The organism is Janthinobacterium sp. (genome assembly GCF_031995485.1).
Taxonomy (GTDB): Bacteria; Pseudomonadota; Gammaproteobacteria; order Burkholderiales; family Burkholderiaceae_D; genus Janthinobacterium.
Window position 1 is genome coordinate 218,040 of record NZ_DAMAGB010000001.1, and the last position, 20,496, is coordinate 238,535.

A 20,496-nucleotide genomic window follows, 5' to 3' on the forward strand; every position below is an offset into this window, starting at 1 on the left:
CTTTTTTATGTGCCGCCGATGCAACGATCAGGCCGGTTTGTCGCCTTCGGCGCCGGTTTCCGGTTCCACGTCGTCTTCCATCTCGATCAGTTCCACCATCTGCGCGGCGCCGTCTTCGCTGATGCCGGCCAGTTCCATGATCTTGTCATTGGCTTCGTCGATGCCCACGCGTTTCAGGGCCGAGAACAGCTGCACCGTGAACGGGAAGCCGACACCATCTTCGTCGACGTAGCTGTCGAGCTTGGCCTTGGCCTGGCGCAGCGCGTTGACCGATTCGTTGCGGTTGAGCTTGTCGACCTTGGTCAGGATGCAGTGGATCGGTTTGCCGGTCGGCGCGAACCATTCCAGCATCTGGATGTCGAGGTCGGTAAACGGACGGCGCGAATCCATGATCAGGATCAGGCCGGCCAGCTGTTCGCGGCGCTGCACATAGTCGCCCAGCAAACGCTGCCAGTGCAATTTTGCCGAGCCCGATACTTCCGCATAGCCATAACCGGGCAAGTCGACCAGCAGGCATTCGATTTCTTCGACGATGGTCGCATCCTTGCGGTGCTGGCCCACGTGGGCGCCGCCGATCGAGAAATAATTGATGTGCTGGGTACGGCCAGGCGTCTTGGAGGCGAACGCCAAGCCTTTCTGATTGCACAAAATATTGATGGCGGTCGATTTACCGGCATTGGAGCGGCCGGCAAAAGCGATTTCCGGCACCGTGGTATCGGGCAGGTCGCGCAGTTGATTGACGGTCGTAAAGAAACGGGCTTGCCAGAGTTTTGACATGGGAGTAGTAAAGCGAGAAAAGAGAGCAAGAGGGAGCGATAAGAGAGCAATAACGCCAAGAAGCTATTGTACAATAAGGCGTTGTTAATTGTTGCCGGCGTAGCAGCGATGCGGCTTGCGGCCCTGAAAATAAGCAAAAATACCAGGCGTTCGGCAATGTCCACCACTAATTTCTCACTGTCTCAGGGTGCCTGAATGAATCGTGCTTTTTCACCGTTGTTCAAATCCATGTTGCTCGCCGCGCTAGCCTTTTCGGCAACCGTGTCGGCCGTCGAAGCACCGAAGGCAGCCGTTAAAGCCGACGCCAGCAAGGGCGCCACCCTGTACGCCGATGGCGACGCCGCGCGCGGCCTGCCTGCCTGCGTCTCGTGCCACGGCGCGGCCGGCAATTCGACCATTTCGGCCAATCCCAAGCTGGCCGGCCAGCATGAAAACTATATCTACAAGCAACTGGTCGATTTCACCACGCCGCAGCGCAACCAGCCCGTGATGACGACCTACGCCAAGATGCTCAGCGACGCCGACAAGAAGAATGTCGCCGCCTACCTGGGCGCACAGAAATCCGCGCCGGGCGCCGCCAAGAACAAGGACACCATCGATCTGGGCAAGAAGATCTACCGCGGCGGCATCGCCGGCAAGCAGGTCGCGGCCTGTGCCAGCTGTCATGGCGCGGCGGGCAATGGCATTCCCGTCCAGTATCCGCGCATCGCCGGCCAGCACCAGGATTACACGATCGCCCAGCTGACCCAGTTCCGCAGCACCAAGGCCGACGCGCGCAAGAACAGCGCGGAGATGCACACCATCGCTGCCCGCATGTCGGACGATGAAATTGCGGCCGTTGCCGACTACATCGCCGGCCTGAAATAAATTTCCATAGCGGCAATCACTTGCCGGACACTGTGGTGTGGATGAAGAAGGGCGGCCGCGGCAAGGGCTGCCCTTTTTTTATGGCCCCGGCCAAACTGGGTTATGCTGCCGCCTTGCGCAGATGAAACCCTTCCCGCTTTTTTTGATTGCCATATAGTATGAGTAACAACGCATGAGTACCAGCACCACCGGAATCGAACTGAAAACCCAGCGCCGCAGTGTCGCCGAATTCGTCGAGCTGATTTCGTCGATGCGCTTTGCCATCAGCCTCTTGACCCTGATCGCCGTGGCGTCCGTGATCGGCACCGTGCTCAAGCAGAACGAGCCGATGCCCAACTATATCAACCAGTTCGGCCCGTTCTGGTTTTCCGTGTTCGACAAGCTGAGCCTGTATTCGGTCTACTCGGCCTGGTGGTTCTTGCTGATCATGGGTTTCCTGGTCGCCTCGACCTCGCTGTGCATCGTGCGCAATGCGCCGAAAATGCTCAAGGACATGCGCAGCTGGCGCGAAACCGTGCGCGAGCAGTCCTTGCGCAACTTCCACCACAAGGCCGAATGGCAGGCGCCGCTGCCGCGCGGCGTGCTGGCGCAGCAGATGGTGATGCGCCTGAAGGACGCCGGCTACCAGGCCAAGGTGGTGGAAAAGGACAACGCCACCTTGGTGGCGGCCAAGCGCGGCGCGGCCAACAAATGGGGCTATATCTTCGCCCACGGCGCCATCGTCATTATTTGCGTGGGTGGCTTGCTCGATTCGGAAATGCCGATACGCGTGCAACAATGGTTTTTCGGCAAGACGCCGTTTGCCGGCAGCGGCGTGATCGCCGAGATTCCCGCCCAGCACCGCCTGAGCCTGGCGAACCCGACCTTCCGCGGCAACACCATGATTCCGGAAGGCTCGACCAGCAGCACGGCCATCATTCCGCAAGCCGACGGCGTGCTGATCCAGGACCTGCCGATCACCATCCTGCTGAAAAAATTCCATATCGATTTCTACAGCACCGGCATGCCCAAGCTGTTCGCCAGCGACGTGGTGATTACCGACCATGAAACGGGCAAGAGTTTCCCTGCCACCATCAAGGTCAACCAGCCGCTGCTGTACAAGGGCCTGGCGCTGTACCAGTCCAGCTTTGAAGACGGCGGCAGCAAGCTCAAGCTGACAGGTTTCCCGATGGCCGGCAAGACCGACAAACGCTTCGATATCGGCGGCGAAGTGGGCGCCAGCACCCCGCTCGAACGCAGCGACGGCAACTCGTATACGGTCGAATGGTCGGGTTTCCGTCCGTTCAATGTGGAAAACATGAGCTCGGGCCAGGATGTGCGGGCGGTGAGCAAGGCCGAGAGCTTCAACGAGAAGTTTGCCGTCGGCCTCGACAAGCGCCTGGGTTCGGCCGGCAAGAACGCCAATAACAAGGACCTGAAAAACGTCGGCCCGAGCGTGCTGTACAAGTTGCGCGACAAGACGGGCCAGGCGCGCGAGTACCAGAACTACATGCAGCCGGTGACGGTCGACGGCGCACTGGTCTTTTTGGCCGGCATGCGCGTCAATCCGAGCGACGCCTTCAGCTATCTGCGCATTCCGGCGGACGACAATTACACGGTAAAAGAGTGGATGCGCCTGCGCGCCGCGCTGCAGGACCCGGAACTGCGCGAGCAGGCCGCCGCCCGCTACGCCCAGCGCGCCATGCCGAACGACAACGCCGAAGCCTTGCGCGCCCAGCTGCAGGAGTCGGCCGCGAAAAGCCTGGCCATCTTTGCCGGCAACGGGCAGGAGGGCGGTTTCCTGGCCATTTCGCGCTTCCTGGAAAAAGTGCCGAAGGCCGAGCAGGAAAAGGCCGCCGATATCTTCATGAAGATTCTCAACGGCAGCCTGTGGGACCTGTGGCAGGCGGCGCGCAACAAGGCCGGCTTGACGCCCATCGAGGCGGACGAGAAGCATGGCCGCTTCCTGCAACTGGCCACCAATGCGCTGTCCGACAGTTTCTTCTATGGCGCGCCGGTGTATTTGCAGCTCGATGAATTCACCGAGGTCAAGGCTTCCGTCCTGCAAGTGACGCGTTCGCCCGGCAAGGGCGTGGTCTACCTGGGCTGCCTGTTCCTGGTGATCGGCGTGTTTTCCATGTTCTATATCCGCGAGCGCCGCCTGTGGGTCTGGATCAAGGACGATGCCGAGCGTCCGGGCGACAGCACCGCGCTGATGGCCATGAGCACGCAGCGCAAGACGCTGGACTTTGAAAAAGAATTTGACAACCTGAAGGCAAAATTGCCGCAATCGGCGTAAGCTGCGCTTGTCCGGCGCACCATGGTTGAGCCGGGAATGGAGAAAATATGGAATTGGCAAACAAACAAATTTACGCGCAGGAACCGGGCTTTTTCAAGCGCCTGGGACTGATCGACTGGCTGTATGGCGCGGGCCTGCTGGCCGCTTCGCTGTACGGCCTGGTGCACTTCGGCGCCTTCATGGACATCTATGAAAAGGTCATCCTGCTGGCGGCTGCTCCCGTGTTTGCCTGGCTGGGCTGGCACTGGAAACCAGTGCGCTGGCTGATCCCGGTGGCGGCCGTGCTGGCGCTGTTTGCCATCGAACTGTACGCGGGCCAATTGGCCTTGGCGGACAAGAAATTTTTCCTGAAATATATGCTGTCGAGCCAGTCCGCGATTTTGTGGATGGGCACGCTGTTCGTGCTGTCGACCCTGTTCTACTGGATCGGCCTGGTGGCGCGCTCGGACTTCGGCTCGTCGGTCGGCTCCCTGCTGTGCTGGGCCGGCGTGGTGCTGGGCCTGACGGGCATGCTGGTGCGCTGGTACGAGTCCTACCTGATCGGCGCCGACGTGGGCCATATCCCCGTGTCGAACCTGTATGAAGTGTTCATCCTGTTTTCGCTGATCACGGCCATGTTCTACCTGTACTACGAACAGCACTATGCGACGCGCCAGCTGGGCGCCTTTGTCATGCTGGTGATCTCGGCTGCCGTGGTGTTTTTGCTGTGGTACACGGTGACGCGCGACGCGGCCGATATCCAGCCGCTGGTGCCGGCCCTGCAGAGCTGGTGGATGAAGATCCACGTGCCGGCCAACTTCATCGGCTATGGCACTTTCTCGCTGTCGGCCATGGTGGCCTCGGCCTATTTGCTCAAATCGAGCGGCTACCTGGTTGACCGCCTGCCGTCGCTGGACGTGCTGGACGATGTGATGTACAAGGCCATTTCCGTCGGCTTTGCTTTCTTTACGGTAGCGACCATCCTCGGCGCGCTGTGGGCGGCCGAAGCGTGGGGCGGCTACTGGTCGTGGGATCCGAAGGAAACCTGGGCGCTGATCGTCTGGCTCAACTATGCGGCCTGGCTGCACATGCGCCTGATGACGGGCCTGCGCGGCCGTGTCGCCGCCTGGTGGGCGCTGGTAGGCTTGCTGGTGACGACGTTTGCATTTTTAGGTGTCAATATGTTCCTGTCGGGACTGCATTCGTACGGGAAGTTATAAACGGTTCTCTACATGACGCAAGCGTCATGAACGGCTCCGGAAACTGGTGTACTGTGTAGCTAACCACCACTTTTCCGGAGCCGCCATGTTGATCAAGCGCAGTCCCAACGGCATTGAACTGCCGTTTTCATCCGAAATCACGCCGCGCGCCGTATTCGAAGCGCGCCGCAGCTTTATCCGCCAGGCGGCGGTCGGCGCCGTCTCCAGCGCGGCGCTGCTGGAAATGCTGGGCCGCGAAGCCCACGCGCAAGGCAGCCATCCCAAGCTGGCCGCCAAGCTCAATCCCGCCTACTCGGCGCTGGACAAGCAGACCGCGTACAAGGATGCCACCACCTACAACAATTTCTACGAGTTCGGCACCGACAAGAGCGATCCGGCGCAAAACGCGGGCACCCTGCGCACGCGCCCGTGGACCGTCACGATCGAAGGCGAAGTCAAGAAGCCGATGACGCTGGACCTCGACGCGCTGCTCAAACTCGCGCCGCTGGAAGAGCGCGTGTACCGGCTGCGCTGCGTGGAAGGCTGGTCAATGGTCATTCCATGGATCGGTTATTCGTTCTCGGAAATCATCAAGAAGGTCGAGCCGACCGGCAACGCCAAATACGTGGAATTCATCTCGCTGGCCGACAACAAGCAGATGCCGGGCGTGGGCAGCCGCGTGCTGCAGTGGCCGTACACGGAAGGCCTGCGCATTGATGAAGCCAATCACCCGCTGGCGCTGCTGACCTTGGGCATGTATGGCGAAACCCTGCCGAACCAGAATGGCGCGCCCGTGCGCATGGTGTTGCCATGGAAATACGGCTTCAAATCGGCCAAGTCCATCGTCAAGATCCGCTTCGTCAAGGAGCAGCCGCGTACCTCGTGGAACCTGTCGGCACCGTCCGAATACGGTTTTTATTCGAACGTGAACCCGAATGTCGACCATCCGCGCTGGTCGCAGGCCAGCGAGCGCCGCATCGGCGAAGACGGCTTCCTGACCCGCAAGCGCAAGACGCTGATGTACAACGGTTATAACGATGTGGCCTCGCTGTATGCGGGCATGGATCTGAAGAAGTTCTTTTAAGGAACGGCAAGCATGGCTTTTCAACCCACGCCGAAGCAGCTGTCGCTGATCAAGGCCGTCATCTTCCTGCTGGCGCTGGTGCCGTTCGGCCGCATGGTGTGGCTGACCTATAGCGGCCAGCTGGTCGAGCCGCTTGAATTCATCACGCGCGGCACCGGCGACTGGACCCTGTATTTCCTGTGCATCGGCCTGGCCGTCACGCCCGTGCGGCGATTGACGAAGTGGAACTGGCTGCTCAAGCTGCGCCGCATGCTGGGCCTGTTCGCGTTTTTCTACGCAACACTGCACTTCACGACCTTCTTATGGTTCGATCATTTCTTCGATCTGGGCGAGATGTGGAAGGATGTGCTCAAGCGCCCGTTCATTACGGTCGGTTTCATCGCGTTTGTATTGTTGATCCCGCTGGCCGTGACCAGCACCAACGGCATGGTCAGGCGCCTCGGCGGCAAGCGCTGGCAGTGGCTGCACCGGCTGATCTATGTGATCGCGCCACTGGGCATCCTGCACTACTGGTGGATGAAGGCGGGCAAGAACAACTTTGCCCAGCCCATCCTGTTTGGCAGCATCGTCGCGCTATTGCTGGCCATACGCGTCTACTACGCCTGGGACAGGCGCCGCCAGGACGCCAGGCTGGCTCGCTGATCAGGTCGCCGGCACGATGGTCGGTGGCGGCGGCACCAGGGCCGGCTCAAGCGGGCCTTTGGGGGCCGGCTTGGCTGCCGGCGGCTTGGGCAGGTACAGGGCGCCGGGCTGGCCGCAGCCTGCCAGGATGCTGGAAACCACAATGGCAGTGCCGATATAAAACGCTGAGGATGACTTCACGATTAGAATCACGGTTTGATTAAGATCTTTGGAGTGTAGCATGAGCGAATCGGAATTCCTGGCCCTGGCCGAAGCCACCCTGAACCAGATCGAGGCGGCGCTGGACCGTTTGAACGACGAGGACGTGCTGGACGTCGAATGCAGCCGCAGCGGCAACGTGCTGGAAATCGAATTCATCGACAACGGCACGAAAATCATCGTCAACAGCCAGGCGCCGATGCGCGAGATGTGGGTTGCGGCCCGTTCGGGCGGCTTTCACTACAAGCGCGTCGACGGGCAGTGGGTCAATACGCGCGACGGCTCGGAGCTGTTTGCGGCGCTGTCCACCATGGCCAGCGAGCAGGCGGGGGCGGTGGTGGTGTTGAAGTAACTGCTTGAAGTCGCGTATGAAAAATGGGCAGCCTTTGCGGGCTGCCCATTTTTTTTGTGGTGCCGGGTAGGTCGGGTAGGTCGGGTTAGGCCGCAGGCCGTAACCCGACACCACCACCGGCGCCAATGTCAACAATGTTGTCGGATTACGCGCCTGCGCGCTAATCCGACCTACCCGACCTGCGTGTTTAAAACAACTCGTTCTTCACCGCTTCTTTCGCCTTCTCTTCCTCCGGCGTCCCCCTTGCCGCGCCTTCCAGGCTGCCCACGCCCGTACCCGGCGGATTTTCCGCATAGTAGTACTCGTCGCCCACATGGATCAGGCCTTCCGGTACCGCGCGTTCTTCGACCGGGATGCTTTTCAGCGCTTTGGCCATGTAGCTGATCCAGATCGGCAATGCCAGGCCGCCGCCCGTTTCGCGGTTGCCCAGGTTGCGCGGCTGGTCGTAGCCGATCCAGGCGATGCCGACCAGCTTGGCCTGGTAGCCGGCGAACCAGGCGTCGATCGAATCGTTGGTGGTGCCCGTCTTGCCGGCCAGGTCAGGACGTTTCAGGGCCATCGCCTTGTTGGCCGTGCCGAAGCGCACCACGTCGTTGAGCATGCTGTTCATCATGAAGGCATTGCGCTCGTCGATCACGCGGTTGCGGTCGTCGCCGGCCTTGTCGGGGTTCGCTTCCGACAACACCTTGCCGTCGCTGTCGGTGACTTTGGCGATCAGGTAAGGGTTGATCTTGTAGCCGCCATTGGCAAACACGGCGTAGGCGCCGGCCATCTGCAGCGGCGTGACGTTGCCGGCACCGAGGGCCAGGGTCAGGTAGGGCGGGTTCTTGTCGGCGTCAAAGCCGAAACGCGTCGCGTATTCCTGGCCGTACTTGGCGCCGATCTTGTGCAGGATGCGGATCGAAATCATGTTTTTCGATTTCATCAGGCCCTTGCGCATGGTCATCGGACCGTCGTATTTGCTGTCGTAGTTCTTCGGTTCCCACGCCTGGCCGCCCGTCTGGCCCGCGTCGAACGAGATCGGCGCGTCGTTGATGATGGTGGCCGGCGACAGGCCGCGTTCCAGCGAGGCCGAGTAGATGAAGGGCTTGAAGGCCGAACCGGGCTGGCGCCAGGCTTGCGTCACGTGGTTGAACTTGTTGCGGTTGTAGTCGAAGCCGCCAACCATGGCACGGATGGCGCCGTCGGTGGTGCTGGCCGAGACAAACGCCGACTGCACTTCCGGCATCTGCGTCAGCACCCAGGTGTCGCCTTCGCGCATGACGCGGATCACGGCACCACGGCGGATGCGGCGGTTCGCTGCCGCTTTTTCCGACAGCCAGGCCGCGCCAAACGTCAGGCCGGAACCGGTGATATTGATTTCCTCGCCGGCCGAGGTGACCGCCTGCAAGGACTTGGGCGAGGCCTGCAGCACCATGGCGGCGATGATGTCGTCGCTGTCCGGATGGTCGGCCAGCTCCGTCTCGATCGCGTCATCGGCTTCGGCCTTGGTTTTCGGAATGTCGATATATGCTTCCGGACCGCGGTAGCCGTGGCGTTTCTCGTAATCCATCACGCCCTTGCGCAAGGCGAGATAGGCGGCATCCTGGTCGGCCTTGGTAATCGTCGTGTAGACGTTCAGGCCGCGCGTGTAGGTATCTTCCTTGAATTGCTCGTAGACCAGCTGGCGCGCCATTTCCGACACATATTCCGCATGCACGCCAAAGGCGCTGCTGTCGGTCTTGACCTTCAGTTCCTCGTTTTTCGCTTCTTCGTACTGGGCTGGCGTGATGTAGCCGAGCTGCGCCATGCGTTGCAGGATGTATTGCTGGCGCTGGCGCGCGCGTTTCGGGTTGACCACCGGGTTGTAGGCCGACGGCGCCTTTGGCAGGCCGGCCAGCATGGCCGCTTCGGCCACGGTCAGGTCGCGGATATTCTTGCCAAAATAAATCTGCGCGGCCGAGGCGAAACCATAGGCGCGCTGGCCCAGGTAGATCTGGTTCATGTAGACCTCGAGGATCTGGTCCTTGCTGAGGTTTTTTTCGATCTTCCACGCCAGCAGCACTTCATACGCCTTGCGCTTCAAGGTCTGTTCACTGGACAGGAAGAAATTGCGTGCCACCTGCTGCGTGATGGTCGAGGCGCCCTGCTTGGCGCCGCCCGTCAGGTTGTGCAGTGCCGCGCGCGTGATGCCCAGGTAATCGACGCCGCCGTGCTCGTAGAAGCGGTCATCCTCGATGGCCAGCACGGCTTTCTTCATGACATCGGGAATATCCTTGATGTGCACCATATTGCGCCGCTCTTCGCCGAATTCGCCGATCAGGACGCTATCCGAGGTAAAGATGCGCAGCGGCATTTTCGGCCGGTAATCGGTCAGGGTGTCGAGCGCCGGCAGGTTCGGATACGCCATCGCCAGGCCAAACACCACCAGCAAGACGCCGACCACGCCCACGCCCACCAGCGATATCAGGGCCATCAGCAAAAAGCGTTTGGGTTTGCTGCCCTTCGGGGGCGGCTTCGAGCCAGCGTTGCCAGCGGATGTGGAAGATGTCATGCGCGTTATGTCTTTCAGTTAATTATGCCGGCCAATTATAAGCGAGCTTGTGGCGCGGACGGCGCGCCTGGCGGCTCGCTGCAATCTTGTCGCTACTCTATATAAGCGTGTCTATGCTGGCTGGCAACAAGGATTTGGTAACAATTGTCCTGCGCCAGATCATGGCACGGGCAGATAGGCGGACTGCGCCGCAGAAGGCGGCGGAAAAGCGGTTGTCATCATGGCTGGGCCGGGACTAGCATTTCGGAGGTACTGCCATGGGAGTGACCATGTTTTCCATCAATCAACCGGGCTTGCTGGGTGTCGATATCGGCGAGACAGCCGTGCGCGTGATCGAACTGGGCCGGCGCCGCGGCGTCCTGTATTGCCGCCACTGCGGCATGGCGGCGCTGGCGCCGGGCGTGCTGGTCGACGGCAATATCGACGATATCGACCTGCTCGCCGCCAGCGTGCGCCAGGCCTGCCAGGCCAGCGGCAGCCGTTGCCGTCGCGCCGCGCTGGCCATGCCTCTCGATAGCCTGATTACCCAGACCATCCGGCTGCCGGCGGGATTACCTGAAGAGCAGCTGGAAATCCTGGTGGAACTGGAAGCGGTGCACTACATCCCTTTCACCATCGAGGACGCCAGCCTGGATTTCTGCATCCTGGGCCCGGCCCCGGCATCACCGCCGGGATCGGAACCGGGCGGCGCCGAAATCGAGGTGCTGCTGGTGGCGGCGCGCCGCGCCGGCGTGCAGCGCCGGCTCGATGCGGCGGCCAGCGCCGGCCTGCAGGCGGTGGTGATGGACAGCGAAGCGCTGGCCCTGCAGGCAGGCATGACACATGGCGGCTGGCAAGCCTTGCCCGATGGTGCCGCGTACCAGCTGGCCTGGGGCCTGGCGCTGCACGGGTTTGCCCGATGAGCGCGCAGGCGGCGGTTTGCATCAACCTGCTGCCGCACCGGCATGCGGCGCGCCGCCAGCGCGAGCGTGAGGTACTGCACCTGCTGGCCGGCGGCGTGCTGTGCGGCCTGTTGCTGGCGCTGGCGGCAGGGGCGGCCTTCGGTCTTGCCATCGCTAGCCATGAGCAACGCCAGCAGCACTGGCGCGCAGCCATGCGGGGCAGCGACGGCGCGATTGCGGCGGCCCGGCTGGCGCAGCGCGAGACGGCCGTGCTGGCCGCGCGCCAGCAGGCTGTGGCCGGCTTGCAGGCGCAGCGCAATGACTGGGTCATCGTCTTCGAGGCGCTGGCGCGCGCGGTGCAGTCGGTGCAGGCAGTGCCAGGCGGCGTCACCCTGCATGGCCTGCGCCAGGACGGCAGCCGCTTGACGCTGCAGGGGCGGGCAGCCTCGCAGGACCAGGTCCCGGCGCTGCTGCTGGCGCTGGCGCAAACGCTGCCCAGTTGCCAGCCGCAGTTGCAGGAGGTGCGCCAGCTGGCCGGTTCAAGCCAGGGCGGCATGGAATTTACGCTGCAGCTGCAGTTGACCGCTGCGCGGCCGGGGGATTGACCATGCTGAGCCTGAAACAGGCCGTGTCCTGGCCCAAGTCCATGCGCCTGGCCTGCGCCGCGCTGCTGGCGGTGCTGGGCCTGGCGCTGGCATGGTGGGCGCAGCTGGGCGGTCTGCTGTCCCGCCTGCAAGCGGCGCAGGCGCAGGAAAACGAACTGCGCGCCGCCTACGGCCAGGCGCAGGCGCGCGCGGGCCAGTTGCCGCAGCTGCGCGAACGCCGGCAGGCGGCGGCCGCCGAACTGGCCACGCTGGAGCAGCAATTGCCGCGGCAGCAGGAGATGGCGTCCCTGCTGTCCGACATCAACCAGGCGGGCCTGGCGCGCGGCCTGCAGTTCGAACTGTTCAAGCCGGGCACGCCCGAGCCGCAAGCCCATTATGTGGCCATGCCGATCGCCATCCGGGTGCGCGGCGGCTATCACGCCATCGGTGCATTTGCGGCCGACCTGGCGCGCCTGCCGCGCATCGTCACCATGCAGGCGGTCATTTTAAATGGCGGCAAGGATGGCCCGCCCACGCTGGACGCGGTGCTGCGCGCATTTCGCCTGCCCGATGCGCAGGAACAGGCGGCGATGGCCAAGTCCAAAGTGAAACCCTCCGCCGGACCCCTGACAGCAGTGCCGCTATCCGGGTTTGTGCCGCGCGACTATGCCGCCGGTGACTTGCCCGATCCGTTTGGCGCCGTCGCAGTCCATGACGCGCACACCGGTGGCGTGGCCGCGCCCGACCTGCGCCGCGTGCGCGAGCCGCTGGAAAGCGTGGCGCTGTCCGACATGGCCATGGTCGGCAGCGTGCGGCAGCATGGCCGCCTCGATGCGCTGCTGCAGGCGGGCCAGCGCCTGCACCGGATCAGGACAGGACAGCACTTGGGGCACGATCATGGCGTGGTGACGCAGATCGGCGAGCAGGCGCTGGCCTACCGCGAAGTGGCGCAGGATGCGAACGGCGTGTGGCGCGAGCGGCGCGGCAGCCTGGCCTTGCAGGTGGCGGGCGCTGGCGCGAAGGAGAAGGAAAAATGAGGCCTGGTGGCATGCTGTTGACGGTGCTGCTGGCGCTGCCGATGGGCGGCGTCGCGCAGCAAGCGGTGGTGCAAATAACGGCGCCGCGGCTGTATGCGGGCGAAGCGATTTCCATCGATTTCCAGAACGTCTCCGTGCGCGCGGCCCTGCATATGCTGGCCGACGCCTCGGGGCAGAATATTGTCGCCAGCGACAGCGTGGCCGGCAACGTCACCTTGCGCCTGCGCGACCTGCCGTGGGACCAGGCGCTCGACGTGGTGCTGCAGGCGCGGGGCCTGGACATGCGGCGCAATGGCAATGTGCTGTGGATCGCGCCGCGCGAGGAAATCCTGGCGCGCGAAAAGCTGGAACTGGAAACGCGCGCGCAGATCGCCGAACTCGAGCCGCTGCAGTCCGAGGTGTTTCAGCTCAATTACCAGAAGGCCGAGGCGTTCCGCAGCGTGTTTGCGCTCGATGCGGGGGAAGGGCGCAGCCGCCTGCTGTCGCGCCGGGGCAGCGTGCTGATCGAGCCGCGCACCAACCAGCTGTTCATCACCGACGTGCCGGCGCGCCTGGAGCAGATCCGCCTGTTGATCGCGCGCACGGACATCGCCACCAGACAGGTGCTGATCGAGGCGCGCATCGTCGAAGCGAACGACAGTTTCAGCCGCAACCTGGGCGCGCGCCTGGGCTTTGCCGACCTGCGCCTGGTCCAGGGCGGCCAGCCCGGGTTTGCCATCGGCGGCGGACGGCGCGCGACGGTCGGCGGCACCTATGAGGGCGTGGGGGAGGCGACCGGGCAGGCGGTGGCGGGTGCCGGCGCGTATGTGCCCAATACCCAGTTCGTCAACCTGCCGGCCGCCAGCATCAATGGCCTGCCGCCGGCCAGTTTTGCCCTGAGCCTGTTTTCGGCGGCGGCCAACCGCTTCCTGAACCTGGAACTGTCGGCGCTGGAAGCGGACGGCAAGGGCAAGATCATTTCCAGCCCTCGCGTGGTAACGGCAGACAAGGTGCTGGCGCTGATCGAGCAGGGCATCGAACTGCCGTACCAGGTGGCCACCAGCAGCGGCGCCACCTCGATCACGTTTCGCAAGGCTAACCTGCGCCTGGAAGTAACGCCGCAGATCACGCCGGACGGCAACGTGGTGCTCGAGGTCGACGTCAACAAGGACAGCGTGGGCCAGGAGACACGCTCGGGCTTTGCCATCGACACCAAGCACGTCAGGACGCAGGTGATGGTGGAAGACGGCGGCACGGTGGTGTTGGGCGGCATCTACCAGCAGTCCGAACGCGGCACGCAAAGCAAGGTGCCGCTGCTGGGCGACATCCCGCTGCTCGGCGTTTTTTTCCGCAGCACCGGCCGCAGTCAAGAAAAAACCGAGTTAATGGTGTTTATTACGCCGAAAATAGTGGCAGACCGGCCCCCAACGCGTTAATGTCACATCTTTACGTTTAAGTAACAATGCCAACGAAAGAGGACTGAGGGCAACGATGTCGAATAGATACCAGAGCAACAACTATTGGAGCAGGGCATGTAATTGGCTGATGCTGATGACGTTCGGCATCTTGCTGGCCGCTTGCGGTGGCGGCGGCGGCGATCCAACTCTTGATGGCGGCAGCGGCAGCGGCAGCAGCGGCGGCACGACCGGCGGCGTGGCGGCGGCCATCAGCGTCGGCCTGTACGATGCGGCCGACAAGCCCAGCAACGCGCTCGGCATTGCCACGCCCCTGACCGCCAAGGCGCTGGTTATCGACAAGAATGGCGCCCCGGTCGGCAATACGGTCGTCACGTTCGCGGCGGATGCGGCGCTGGTCACGTTGTCGACCAGCAACGGCACCGCGCTGACCGATGCCAAGGGCTATGCCAGCATCAAGCTCGTTCCCCTCAGCGCCACGATCACCGGCGCGGGCAAGCTCACGGCCACCGTGACTGCGGGCACGACCACCCTCAGCGGCGAGACCAGTTATGAAATCAAGGCGGCACCGGCGGCGGGCGCGAAAATGACGCTGTCCCTGCTCAGCGGCGGCAGCGCCAGCAATGCCTTGTCGAGCGCGACGCCGCTGACCGCCAAGGCCGTCGTCAGCGATCTGAATGGCCAGCCCATCGTCAATGCGCTGGTGGAGTTTTCCACCGATAACGCGCTGGCCGTCATGTCGCCATCGGTGGGCACGGCGCTGACCGACAGCAGCGGCACGGCTAGCGTGATCTTGCGCCCGTTCAGCCTGTCGGCCAGCGGCGCGGCCGCCCTGAAGGCCACCACCACGGCCAACGGCATGGTCGCCAGCGGCCAGATTAACTATGTGCTGGGAGCAACCGACCTGCTGCCTGCAAACCTGGTCTTTTCGCCCAGCAGCATTCCTGCTTACGGCACTACCACCGTCTCGGTGGATATCATGGCGGGCGCCAGCTTGTATACCGGAACCGGCCTGACCGTCGATTTCGGATCGAATTGCGTCACGCTGGGCAAGGCGAGCGTGACCAGCGGCGTGCCTGTCGTCAACGGCAAGGCCTTGGCCACATACCGCGACCTGGGCTGCGGCCTGAGCGACAAGGTGTACGCCATGGTGACGGGCAGCCAGAGTGCCTTGCACGCGACGCTGTCGGTGGCCGCGCCCGCAGCGGCATCAGTGCAGTTTGCCGCCGTCAGCCCGGTCGGCAAATCGATCGTGATCCAGGGCCAGGGTGGCCTGTCGCGCACGGAAACGGCGACCCTGACGTTCCGCGTGGTCGACACCTTCGGCAAGGCGCTGGCGGGCCAGGAAGTGATGTTCGCCCTCGTCAACGGTCCCGGCATGACGCTCAACAAGGTCAGGGACATGACGGACGCCAACGGCGATGTCATTACCACTGTCAATTCCGGCACGACGCCAACCACCTTCCGCGTGCGCGCCAGCCTGGCGTCCGGCATTTCTACCTTGTCCGACTCCATCCTCGTGACCACCGGCCTGCCGGTGCAAACGGCCTTTTCGCTCAGTTCGACCAAGTCCAGCGTGGAAGGCTGGTCGTATGACAGCCCGGTCGGCACGCCCGCCACCACCGTGACAGTATTGCTGGCAGACCAGGCCGGCAATCCCGTTTCCGATGGCACACCGGTGGTGTTCCAGAGTAACCTGGGCGCCGTCGGCTCGTCGAGCATGGGCGGCTGCACCACCATCAACGGCGGCTGTTCGGTCGATTTCCGCAGCCAGAACCCGCGCACGGCGACCAACCCGCCGGCAACGCCCTGCAATGATGTCGCCAACGGCGGCACGGCCGACAGCGTGTGGCCCGGCCTGGCCACCGTCTGCGCCAGTACCTCCGACGGCAGCAAGACACTGTTCGCAAAGATTGCGATCTTCCTCAGTGACAGCCATCCGCGCAATTTCACCCTGTTTGATCCATTGAGCCAGGTGAGCTTCAAGGACGGCGCATATGACCTGGGTACCGTTGCCAGCTCGGTATCGCGCCAGTTCAGCCTGCGCTTCAGCGACCTGAACCTCAATCCCATGCCCTCCGGAAGCACGGTGGCGCTCACGAATGTGGTCAACGCCGTCGCCTCGATTACCCCCAACAGCATACAAAATGTCTATCCGCATAACGCATCGGGTGTCGACGATCGTACCGGCGCCAACATTCAAGGTGACCAGGGAGTGCGGCATGCCGTTACAATTAGCAGCCTGACGCCGACCGGTTGCGCCGGTCCGGTGGCCAGCACGTTTAATGTGACGGTGACGACGCCGCTGGGCAACGCCACCAGTTATCCGTTCAAACTGACGTTCTCTTGTCCTTGATGCAAGGGCTGCGGGCGTTGCAAAGTGGGCGCCCGTTATTTTCTGATTGATATACAAAGTGGCTGAAATCTCCAACCGTAATATCTTCCTTGTCGGCCTCATGGGCGCAGGCAAAACCACGATCGGGCGCATCCTGGCCCGCAAGCTGGGCTTGCGCTTTGTCGATTCCGACCACGAGATCGAAGCCCGGACCGGGGCGTCGATCCCGCTGATCTTTGAAATCGAGGGAGAGCCGAGCTTTCGCCGGCGCGAAGCGGAGGTGATCCGCGACCTGTGCGCGCAGGAAGGACTGGTGATGGCCACCGGCGGCGGCGCCGTACTGAATGCGGAAAGCCGCGCCTTTCTGAAGGAGCGCGGCACGGTGATCTACCTGCGCGCCAGCGTCAGCAACATCCTGGCGCGCACCAGCCACGACAAGAATCGCCCGCTGCTGCAGACGGCCGACCCGCGCAAGGTGCTGGAAAACCTGACGGCGCAGCGCGAGCCGCATTACCTGGAAGTGGCCGACATTGTGATCGATACGGGCCGTCCTAACGTACAATCGATGGTTCAGACTATCCTGATGCAGCTGGCCAGCCTCGAATGCGAGGCCTCGCCCAACTGCGTCATTCATGCAGAGCCTTCGATGAACGAGCAATCCAAAATGTTGTTGAGCGTAGATCTCGACGAACGCAGCTACCCTATCGCCATCGGCCCGGGCCTCCTGGCCGACGCCGACGCGCTGCTGCGCCATATCAGCGGCCACAAGGTGGCCATCGTCACCAATACCACCGTCGCGCCGCTGTACCTGGGCCGCCTGCAGGCGGCGCTGGCCAGCGACGGCCGCGAGGTAATCAGCATCGTGCTGCCGGACGGCGAAGAGTATAAAAACTGGGCCAGCCTGATGCAGATTTTCGATGCGCTGCTGGCCAACAAATGCGACCGCAAGACCACCCTGGTGGCGCTGGGTGGCGGCGTGATCGGCGACCTGACCGGCTACGCGGCCGCCAGCTACATGCGCGGCATCGGCTTTGTGCAAGTACCCACTACCTTGCTGGCGCAGGTCGATTCCTCGGTTGGCGGCAAGACCGGCATCAACCACCCGCTGGGCAAGAACATGATCGGCGCGTTCTACCAGCCGCGCGCCGTGATCGCCGATACCTCGACGCTGGAAACCTTGCCGGCGCGCGAGCTGTCGGCAGGTCTCGCCGAAGTGATCAAGCATGGCGCCATCATCGACGCGGCCTTCTTTGACTGGATCGAAGCGAACATGGCCAAGCTGATGGCGCGCGACAAGGGTGCTCTGGCGTATGCGATTGCCCGTTCGTGCGAAATCAAGGCCGACGTGGTGCGCCAGGACGAACGCGAAGGCGGCCTGCGCGCCATCCTGAACTTCGGCCACACGTTTGGCCACGCGATCGAGGCGGGCATGGGCTATGGCCAGTGGCTGCACGGCGAGGCCGTCGGCTGCGGCATGGTGATGGCGGCCGACCTGTCGTGCCGCATGGGCTATATCGACCAGGCGGCCGTCGAACGCGTGCGCAAGGTGGTCGCTGCCGCCGGCCTGCCCGTCAAGGCGCCGGACCTGGGCGTGGCGCGCTGGCTCGAACTGATGGAAGTGGACAAGAAGAACGAGGGCGGCGCCATCAAGTTCATCCTGTTGAAACCGCTGGGCAGCCCATGCATCACGGCCGCTCCCCATGACCTCGTGCTGGCCACGCTGGCAGCCGGAGTCGCCTGACCATGACGCCCGAAGACTTCCTCGCTCCTTACGCCGCCCGTTCGGACCAGGGGCAGGGACGTCTGTTTGCCGAGGCGCCGCATGCCTCGCGCAGCCAGTTCCAGCGCGACCGCGACCGCATCATCCATTCCTCGGCGTTTCGCCGCCTCGAATACAAGACCCAGGTGTTCCTCAACCACGAGGGCGACCTGTTTCGCACGCGCCTGACGCACAGCCTGGAAGTGGCGCAGATCGGCCGCTCGATCGCGCGTAACCTGCGCCTGAACGAAGACCTGGTCGAAGCCATCGCGCTGGCGCACGACCTGGGCCACACGCCATTCGGCCACGTGGGCCAGGACGTGCTCAATGAGTGCATGGTGGAACACGGCGGCTTCGAGCACAACCTGCAAAGCCTGCGCGTGGTCGACCGGCTGGAAGAGCATTATGGCGCTTTCGACGGCCTGAACCTGATGTTCGAGACGCGCGAAGGCATATTGAAACACTGCTCGCTGGCGCATGCGCGCGAACTGGGGCCGGTCGCGCAACGCTTTATCGACCGCACCCAACCGACGCTGGAAGCGCAGCTGACCAACCTGGCCGATGAAATCGCCTACAACAGCCACGATATCGACGACGGCCTGCGCTCGGGCCTGATCACCATCGAGCAAATGGAACAGGTGGAATTTTTTGGCCGGTTGTGGCGCGAGGTACAAGCCATGTATCCGGGCCTGTCGGGCCGGCGCGCCGTCTATGAAACCCTGCGCCGGCTGATCACGGCGCTGGCCGACGACCTGATCGTCACCTCGACCCGGCTGATCGCCGACGCCGCCCCGCGCGACGTCAACGAAGTGCGCGCCAGCGCGCCGCTGATCCGTTTTTCCGATGGCATGCGCAAGGAAGCCACGGAACTCAAACGCTTCCTGCGCGCCAACCTGTACCGCCACTACCAGGTCAACCGCATGCGCGTCAAAGCAAGCCGCATCGTGCGCGAGCTGTACGACAGCTTCATGGCCGAACCGGCGCTGCTGCCGCCCGACTATCAACTGAAGGACGGCAGCACGACCGCGCAGGCGCGCAAGATCGCCGACTATATCGCCGGCATGACGGACCGCTATGCGATCCGCGAGCACCGGCGCTTGTATTCGCTCGACGAGTTGTAATTAGACGGCCAACGATGTTGTCGGATTACGCTACGCTAATCCGACCTGCGTGCCATGGGAAAGGGTAGGTCGGATTAGCGCGCAAGCGCGTAATCCGACACCGCCACCGTCCCCTAAAACATGCTGCGCTGCGCCGCCCGCGCATCGCCCAGCAGATCGAGCAGCAGCTTCTTCACCGGCGCCGGCAGCGGCGCGTCCGCCACCTTGTCGCCATCGAGCCAGACGTAGCCCGCTTCGGCGGCCGTGGCCAGCCGGCGCGCCAGCGTGATGCGGCAGGGCACGATATGCAGCTTGTAGTGCGTGAACACATGCACGAACGGCAGCAGGCAGTCCTGCGTTTCGATTTCGCCGAACGGCGCCACCGCGCGCGCCAGGGCCAGCTGGTCGATCACGCGTGGAATCTCGTCGTCCCCGTCATCGATCAGCACATGGCCATCGAGTTCCGGCAAGGACAGCAAACCGCCCCAGATGCCGGTGCCGGGCCGCTGCTGCAGCAGCACCTGGCCGCCGTCGACGATTACCAGCATGACGGTGTGTTTTTCGGGACTGGTCTTTTTCGGCTTGCGCACCGGCAGCTCCCTGGTGCGGCCGGTGGCGTATGCCACGCAGCGCGGTTGCAAGGGGCAGCGGCCGCAGTCGGGGCTGCTGCGCGTGCACAGCGTGGCGCCCAGGTCCATCAGGCCCTGGGTATAGGACTCGATCCCGGTTTCCGGAAGCAGCGCTTCGGCGCGCCGCCACATGGCCTGCTCGACCTTTTTTTCGCCGGGATAGGCGTCGATGCCGAACACGCGCGTGAACACGCGCTTGACGTTGCCGTCCATGATGGCCGCGCGCGTGCCGCTGGAAAAGGCCGAGATGGCGGCCGCCGTCGAACGGCCGATGCCGGGCAGCTCGGCCAGCAAGGCAGGGTCGCTGGGAAACACGCCATCGTACTCGTTGACCACGCGCTGCGCGCACTTGTGCAGGTTGCGCGCGCGCGTGTAGTAACCGAGGCCGCTCCACTGCGCCATCACGTCTTCCACCGGCGCTCCGGCCAGCGAGCGCAGGGTAGGGAAGCGGGCCAGGAAGCGCGCGTAATAGGCCAGCACGGCGGCCACCTGGGTTTGCTGCAGCATGATTTCGGACAGCCAGATCAGGTAGGCGTCGCGCGTGTTCTGCCATGGCAGCGCATGGCGGCCATGCTGTTTTTGCCAGGCGATCACGGTGGCGGAAAAAGTGGCGTCAATATAATCTTCGATGGGTGCCGCGCCCGTTTCGGGCGATAGCGGATGCAGCAGACGTTTCATGCAGGGTTCCGGTATGGGTTCAATGTTTCGATATCAGCAGGCGATGGCCGCGCGCAGCGATACACTCAGCTGCGCCAGCTGCGCCTTGTCGCGTTCGAGCGCCGCCAGCGATGCTTCGAAGCCGGCGATCTTCTGCTCCAGGCTGTCGGTCGCGTCGTGGATGCGCTGGATCGAGGCCAGGCGCAGGTTC

The 20,496-nt window shown here is 63.4% G+C and carries 16 protein-coding genes and 1 pseudogene; 13 read left to right on the top strand and 4 right to left on the bottom strand.

The features are described from left to right. Positions 1–27: 27 nt before the first annotated feature. A complete protein-coding gene (yihA, locus tag RTQ46_RS01040) occupies positions 28–777 on the bottom strand; it encodes a ribosome biogenesis GTP-binding protein YihA/YsxC (protein WP_312434016.1) in 750 nt (249 codons plus the stop codon). A gap of 195 nt (positions 778–972) precedes the next feature. Here yihA and RTQ46_RS01045 point away from each other — a divergent pair, with 195 nt between their 5' ends. From RTQ46_RS01045 to RTQ46_RS01065, 5 genes are all read left to right on the top strand, one after another. Then, a complete protein-coding gene (locus RTQ46_RS01045) occupies positions 973–1,644 on the top strand; it encodes a c-type cytochrome (protein ID WP_312434018.1) in 672 nt (223 codons plus the stop codon). 172 nt (positions 1,645–1,816) lie between these two features. Beyond that, complete coding sequence (locus RTQ46_RS01050; protein WP_312434019.1) at positions 1,817–3,922, top strand: cytochrome c biogenesis protein ResB; 2,106 nt, start codon at positions 1,817–1,819, stop codon at positions 3,920–3,922. 47 nt (positions 3,923–3,969) lie between these two features. Continuing rightward, a complete protein-coding gene (gene ccsB, locus RTQ46_RS01055; protein WP_312434021.1) occupies positions 3,970–5,121 on the top strand; it encodes a c-type cytochrome biogenesis protein CcsB in 1,152 nt (383 codons plus the stop codon). Between the two features lie 85 nt (positions 5,122–5,206). After that, the gene (msrP, locus tag RTQ46_RS01060) at positions 5,207–6,184 is read left to right on the top strand and encodes a protein-methionine-sulfoxide reductase catalytic subunit MsrP (protein WP_312434023.1); all 978 of its coding nucleotides are present in this window, start codon (positions 5,207–5,209) and stop codon (positions 6,182–6,184) included. 12 nt (positions 6,185–6,196) lie between these two features. Continuing rightward, positions 6,197–6,826, top strand: a complete 630-nt coding sequence (locus RTQ46_RS01065; protein WP_312434024.1) for a protein-methionine-sulfoxide reductase heme-binding subunit MsrQ — start codon at positions 6,197–6,199, stop codon at positions 6,824–6,826. Here the strand turns inward: RTQ46_RS01065 and lptM are convergent, their stop codons facing one another. Next, entirely contained in the window at positions 6,827–7,006 is a 180-nt protein-coding gene (gene lptM / locus RTQ46_RS01070) for an LPS translocon maturation chaperone LptM (RefSeq protein ID WP_312434025.1), read from the bottom strand. It abuts the gene before it with no gap. Between the two features lie 40 nt (positions 7,007–7,046). Between lptM and cyaY the strand changes: the two genes are divergently transcribed. Further along, a complete protein-coding gene (gene cyaY / locus RTQ46_RS01075; protein ID WP_312434026.1) occupies positions 7,047–7,376 on the top strand; it encodes an iron donor protein CyaY in 330 nt (109 codons plus the stop codon). 187 nt (positions 7,377–7,563) lie between these two features. On the opposite strand, the gene RTQ46_RS01080 is transcribed toward cyaY, so the two are convergent. Beyond that, positions 7,564–9,909, bottom strand: a complete 2,346-nt coding sequence (locus RTQ46_RS01080; protein ID WP_312434027.1) for a penicillin-binding protein 1A — start codon at positions 9,907–9,909, stop codon at positions 7,564–7,566. A gap of 269 nt (positions 9,910–10,178) precedes the next feature. Between RTQ46_RS01080 and pilM the strand changes: the two genes are divergently transcribed. The 7 genes and pseudogenes from pilM to RTQ46_RS01115 all read left to right on the top strand — a co-directional run bounded on the left by pilM (position 10,179) and on the right by RTQ46_RS01115 (position 19,020). Further along, positions 10,179–10,811 carry a pilus assembly protein PilM gene (gene pilM / locus RTQ46_RS01085; protein WP_312434028.1) on the top strand — a complete coding sequence of 211 codons (633 nt, stop codon included), beginning with the start codon at positions 10,179–10,181 and terminating at the stop codon, positions 10,809–10,811. Further along, the gene (locus RTQ46_RS01090) at positions 10,808–11,395 is read left to right on the top strand and encodes a PilN domain-containing protein (protein WP_312434030.1); all 588 of its coding nucleotides are present in this window, start codon (positions 10,808–10,810) and stop codon (positions 11,393–11,395) included. The genes pilM and RTQ46_RS01090 overlap by 4 nt, the downstream gene beginning before the upstream one ends. A 2-nt stretch (positions 11,396–11,397) precedes the next feature. Beyond that, the gene (locus RTQ46_RS01095) at positions 11,398–12,411 is read left to right on the top strand and encodes a pilus assembly protein PilP (RefSeq protein WP_312434031.1); all 1,014 of its coding nucleotides are present in this window, start codon (positions 11,398–11,400) and stop codon (positions 12,409–12,411) included. A 92-nt stretch (positions 12,412–12,503) separates the two neighbouring features. Beyond that, a pseudogene (locus tag RTQ46_RS01100) lies at positions 12,504–13,826 on the top strand (type IV pilus secretin PilQ); the annotation flags it as partial. Positions 13,827–13,941: 115 nt separating this feature from the next. Beyond that, positions 13,942–16,161, top strand: coding sequence for an Ig-like domain-containing protein (locus RTQ46_RS01105; protein ID WP_312434032.1), 2,220 nt, complete (start codon positions 13,942–13,944; stop codon positions 16,159–16,161). A 100-nt stretch (positions 16,162–16,261) separates the two neighbouring features. After that, positions 16,262–17,881 carry a bifunctional shikimate kinase/3-dehydroquinate synthase AroKB gene (gene aroKB, locus RTQ46_RS01110; protein WP_409518285.1) on the top strand — a complete coding sequence of 540 codons (1,620 nt, stop codon included), beginning with the start codon at positions 16,262–16,264 and terminating at the stop codon, positions 17,879–17,881. A 2-nt stretch (positions 17,882–17,883) separates the two neighbouring features. Continuing rightward, positions 17,884–19,020 carry a deoxyguanosinetriphosphate triphosphohydrolase gene (locus RTQ46_RS01115; RefSeq protein ID WP_312434035.1) on the top strand — a complete coding sequence of 379 codons (1,137 nt, stop codon included), beginning with the start codon at positions 17,884–17,886 and terminating at the stop codon, positions 19,018–19,020. Between the two features lie 113 nt (positions 19,021–19,133). On the opposite strand, the gene mutY is transcribed toward RTQ46_RS01115, so the two are convergent. Further along, positions 19,134–20,306 carry an A/G-specific adenine glycosylase gene (mutY, locus tag RTQ46_RS01120; RefSeq protein ID WP_312434037.1) on the bottom strand — a complete coding sequence of 391 codons (1,173 nt, stop codon included), beginning with the start codon at positions 20,304–20,306 and terminating at the stop codon, positions 19,134–19,136. Between the last annotated feature and the right edge of the window lie 190 nt (positions 20,307–20,496).

What these genes read in the sequence shown, in the direction of transcription:
- mutY (WP_312434037.1), bottom strand. Translation starts at nt 20,306, where the DNA reads ATGAAACGTCTGCTGCATCCGCTATCGCCCGAAACGGGCGCGGCACCC.
- RTQ46_RS01095 (WP_312434031.1), top strand. Translation starts at nt 11,398, where the DNA reads ATGCTGAGCCTGAAACAGGCCGTGTCCTGGCCCAAGTCCATGCGCCTG.
- cyaY (WP_312434026.1), top strand. Translation starts at nt 7,047, where the DNA reads ATGAGCGAATCGGAATTCCTGGCCCTGGCCGAAGCCACCCTGAACCAG.
- RTQ46_RS01065 (WP_312434024.1), top strand. Translation starts at nt 6,197, where the DNA reads ATGGCTTTTCAACCCACGCCGAAGCAGCTGTCGCTGATCAAGGCCGTC.
- RTQ46_RS01050 (WP_312434019.1), top strand. Translation starts at nt 1,817, where the DNA reads ATGAGTACCAGCACCACCGGAATCGAACTGAAAACCCAGCGCCGCAGT.
- RTQ46_RS01080 (WP_312434027.1), bottom strand. Translation starts at nt 9,909, where the DNA reads ATGACATCTTCCACATCCGCTGGCAACGCTGGCTCGAAGCCGCCCCCG.
- RTQ46_RS01115 (WP_312434035.1), top strand. Translation starts at nt 17,884, where the DNA reads ATGACGCCCGAAGACTTCCTCGCTCCTTACGCCGCCCGTTCGGACCAG.
- RTQ46_RS01045 (WP_312434018.1), top strand. Translation starts at nt 973, where the DNA reads ATGAATCGTGCTTTTTCACCGTTGTTCAAATCCATGTTGCTCGCCGCG.
- yihA (WP_312434016.1), bottom strand. Translation starts at nt 777, where the DNA reads ATGTCAAAACTCTGGCAAGCCCGTTTCTTTACGACCGTCAATCAACTG.
- aroKB (WP_409518285.1), top strand. Translation starts at nt 16,262, where the DNA reads ATGGGCGCAGGCAAAACCACGATCGGGCGCATCCTGGCCCGCAAGCTG.
- msrP (WP_312434023.1), top strand. Translation starts at nt 5,207, where the DNA reads ATGTTGATCAAGCGCAGTCCCAACGGCATTGAACTGCCGTTTTCATCC.
- RTQ46_RS01090 (WP_312434030.1), top strand. Translation starts at nt 10,808, where the DNA reads ATGAGCGCGCAGGCGGCGGTTTGCATCAACCTGCTGCCGCACCGGCAT.
- pilM (WP_312434028.1), top strand. Translation starts at nt 10,179, where the DNA reads ATGTTTTCCATCAATCAACCGGGCTTGCTGGGTGTCGATATCGGCGAG.
- RTQ46_RS01105 (WP_312434032.1), top strand. Translation starts at nt 13,942, where the DNA reads ATGACGTTCGGCATCTTGCTGGCCGCTTGCGGTGGCGGCGGCGGCGAT.
- ccsB (WP_312434021.1), top strand. Translation starts at nt 3,970, where the DNA reads ATGGAATTGGCAAACAAACAAATTTACGCGCAGGAACCGGGCTTTTTC.